At 57.7% G+C, this 2,646-nt stretch carries 4 protein-coding genes; 3 read left to right on the forward strand and 1 reads right to left on the reverse strand.

What is annotated here, in order from left to right; genetic code table 11:
* Positions 1-45 precede the first annotated feature (45 nt).
* The 3 genes from ACIONG_RS30235 to ACIONG_RS30245 are packed head-to-tail and all read left to right on the forward strand — an operon-like array spanning position 46 to position 2,198.
* Positions 46-1,449, forward strand: coding sequence for a sodium-dependent transporter (locus ACIONG_RS30235; RefSeq protein ID WP_315446811.1), 1,404 nt, complete (start codon positions 46-48; stop codon positions 1,447-1,449).
* A 7-nt stretch (positions 1,450-1,456) separates the two neighbouring features.
* Positions 1,457-1,891, forward strand: a complete 435-nt coding sequence (locus tag ACIONG_RS30240; protein ID WP_003221509.1) for a type II toxin-antitoxin system RatA family toxin — start codon at positions 1,457-1,459, stop codon at positions 1,889-1,891.
* Positions 1,884-2,198 carry an RnfH family protein gene (locus ACIONG_RS30245; RefSeq protein WP_315446813.1) on the forward strand — a complete coding sequence of 105 codons (315 nt, stop codon included), beginning with the start codon at positions 1,884-1,886 and terminating at the stop codon, positions 2,196-2,198. The genes ACIONG_RS30240 and ACIONG_RS30245 overlap by 8 nt, the downstream gene beginning before the upstream one ends.
* A 61-nt stretch (positions 2,199-2,259) precedes the next feature.
* Here ACIONG_RS30245 and ACIONG_RS30250 read toward each other — a convergent pair.
* Positions 2,260-2,646: outer membrane protein assembly factor BamE (locus ACIONG_RS30250; protein ID WP_401304670.1), on the reverse strand; the 387-nt coding region annotated here is incomplete at its 5' end.

Consider the following 2,646-nt stretch of genomic DNA (forward strand, 5'->3'; position numbering starts at 1 on the left):
CCGGACAATGCGGCCTCTTTTTCTAACGCTTGGGCGTGATAAACGATGTCGACAGACAAGGTTTCTGTCCACGGCAGTTGGGCTAGCCGCTGGGTATTCATACTCGCCGCGACCGGTTCGGCCGTGGGACTGGGTAGTATCTGGAAGTTCCCCTACATGGTCGGGGTCTACGGCGGCGGCGCCTTTGTGCTGATGTTTCTGGCGTGCATCGCACTGATCGGGATCCCGGTCATGCTCGCTGAAACCCTGATCGGCCGGCGCGCTCGGCAGAGTCCGGCGAACGCCTTGAAGGTGCTGGCACTGGAAGCCGGGCACTCGGCCAAGTGGTCTTGGGGCGCGTTTGCCGGGATGATCACGGCATTGTTGATCCTGTCTTTCTATAGCGTGGTCGGCGGCTGGTCGCTGGATTACATCGTCGATATGGGGCGCGGTGATTTTCAGGGTGCCAGCGCCGATCAAGTCGGTGCCTATTTCGGTAATGTCATCGCCGACCCATGGCGTCTGACACTTTGGCACACAGTTTTCATGCTTTTGTCGGCGCTGGTGATCGCCAAAGGTGTGGTCGCCGGGCTGGAGCGCAGTTTGCGCATCATGATGCCGCTACTGTTCGTGATGGTGCTGGTGCTGCTGGGTTACAGCATGACCACCGGGCATTTCATGGAGGGCGTGCATTTCATGTTCGATTTCCACCCGGAAAAGGTCCTCGACGGCTTGTTGCCGGCCATGGGGCACGCGTTTTTCTCGCTGAGCGTAGGCGTGGGCTCGATCATGATCTACGGTGCTTACATGCCGAAGAACACGTCGCTGTCCGGCACGGTGGTTGGCGTAGCGCTGCTTGATACCTTCGTGTCGCTGGTGGCCGGCCTGGCCTTGTTCCCGATTGTATTCGCTGGCGGGCTGAACCCTAGCGAAGGGCCTGGCCTGATGTTCGTCAGTCTGCCATTTGCTTTCGGTAACGTGGCTTTTGGCCAACTGATGGGCGTTGTGTTCTTTGTTCTGGTGGCGATTGCTGCCTGGAGTTCGGCGATTTCTCTGCTGGAGCCGATGGTTGCCTATCTGGTTGAACGCACGAAAGTCAGCCGTGCCTGGGTGACGTTCTGGTTGGCATTCATTTGCTGGTTCGTCGGTCTGGGCACGGTGTTTTCCTTCAATATCTGGAAGGAAGCCAAATTTTTCGTGAACGAAGGCGGGATGTTCCATCTCTACCAATGGGGTGCAGCGGGCGGTCTGGATTTCTTCGGCGTGATCGACTTCTTCACCTCGCGAATCATGTTGCCACTCGGCGGATTGTGCTTCGTGCTGTTCGCCGGTTGGGTGATGGGGCGTGAAGCGGTACGTGACGAGTTGTCTATCCGTCACCCGGCATTGTTTGCCCTGTCCTTGTTTTTGATGCGCTACGTGGCGCCCATCGGCATTGTTGTAGTGTTTGCCGCTCAGCTCTGGAAGTAACGCTCACATGACGACACATATTCAACGATCTGCCCTGCTGCCTTATCCGGCGCAGTTCCTTTATGACCTGGTCAACGACGTGGCGCGGTACCCGGAGTTCTTGCCGTGGTGCTCGTCTGCTGAAGTGCTGGAAAGTTCGCCCGAGCATATGCGTGCCAGTGTGGGAGTGGCCAAGGGCGGGCTCAGTCAGCATTTCGTGACACGCAACACGCTGGTGCCGGGGCAGTCGATCGAGATGAACCTCGAAGAAGGGCCTTTCAATCAGTTGCACGGTGTCTGGGTGTTCAAGGCGTTGAACGAGAAGGCGTGCAAGATCAGTCTGGATCTGTCCTTCGATTACGCGGGCCCGCTGGTGCGAGCTACGCTGGGACCGTTGTTCAATCAGGCAGCGAACACGCTGGTGGATGCATTCTGCCAGCGCGCCAAGCAGATGCATGGTTGAGTCGGTGATCGGGATAGAGGTCGTGTATGCGGCCGTGGATCGTCAGGTCTTGCGCGCGGTCAGTGTTCCCGAAGGGATTACCGTACGGGAGGCGTTGCTCAAGTCGGGCATTGGCAACGAGTTCCCGGAGCTTGATCTGACGGAGTGCCCGGTGGGTATCTTTGGCAAAGTGATTGCCGATCCTCAGGTTCGTCTGATTCAAGCGGGGGATCGCATCGAAATTTATCGCCCGCTGCTCGCCGATCCCAAGGAAGTGCGGCGCTTGCGTGCCGCCAAGGCTGCGGCGGCGAAAGCTCGAGAGCAGTAATCAAGCTGAATTGCAGGCAATAAAAAACCCGGAATCTCCGGGTTTTTTATTGCGTCGCAAATTATTGCGGCGAGGTATCCAGCGGCTCTGGTGTCGGAACCGGAACGGTTTCCACACCATCGACGTCCTTCTGGATCTGATCCAGCAAGGAACCTGGCTTGACCGGTTTTTCCGGTTTTGGCTTCTCGGCGTTTTCAGCAGGAGCGGTCACGGTAGTGCCACTGTCCTTGCCGAGAATGGCTTCGTCACGGCTTACGCCCGGCATGAAGTCACCGGACAGGCTGACAAGCTGGTCGTTTGAGTTGAAAATAACGCTGATGCGTTCCTGTTGGCGTTCACCGCCACCCGGTTGCAGGCTGTACAGATAATCCCAGCGATCGGCATGGAACGTGTCGGCAAGCAGAGGGTTGCCCATGATAAACCGTACTTGCGGCCGGGTCATTCCCGG

The organism is Pseudomonas sp. NPDC087817, assembly GCF_044742875.1.
GTDB lineage: Bacteria > Pseudomonadota > Gammaproteobacteria > Pseudomonadales > Pseudomonadaceae > Aquipseudomonas.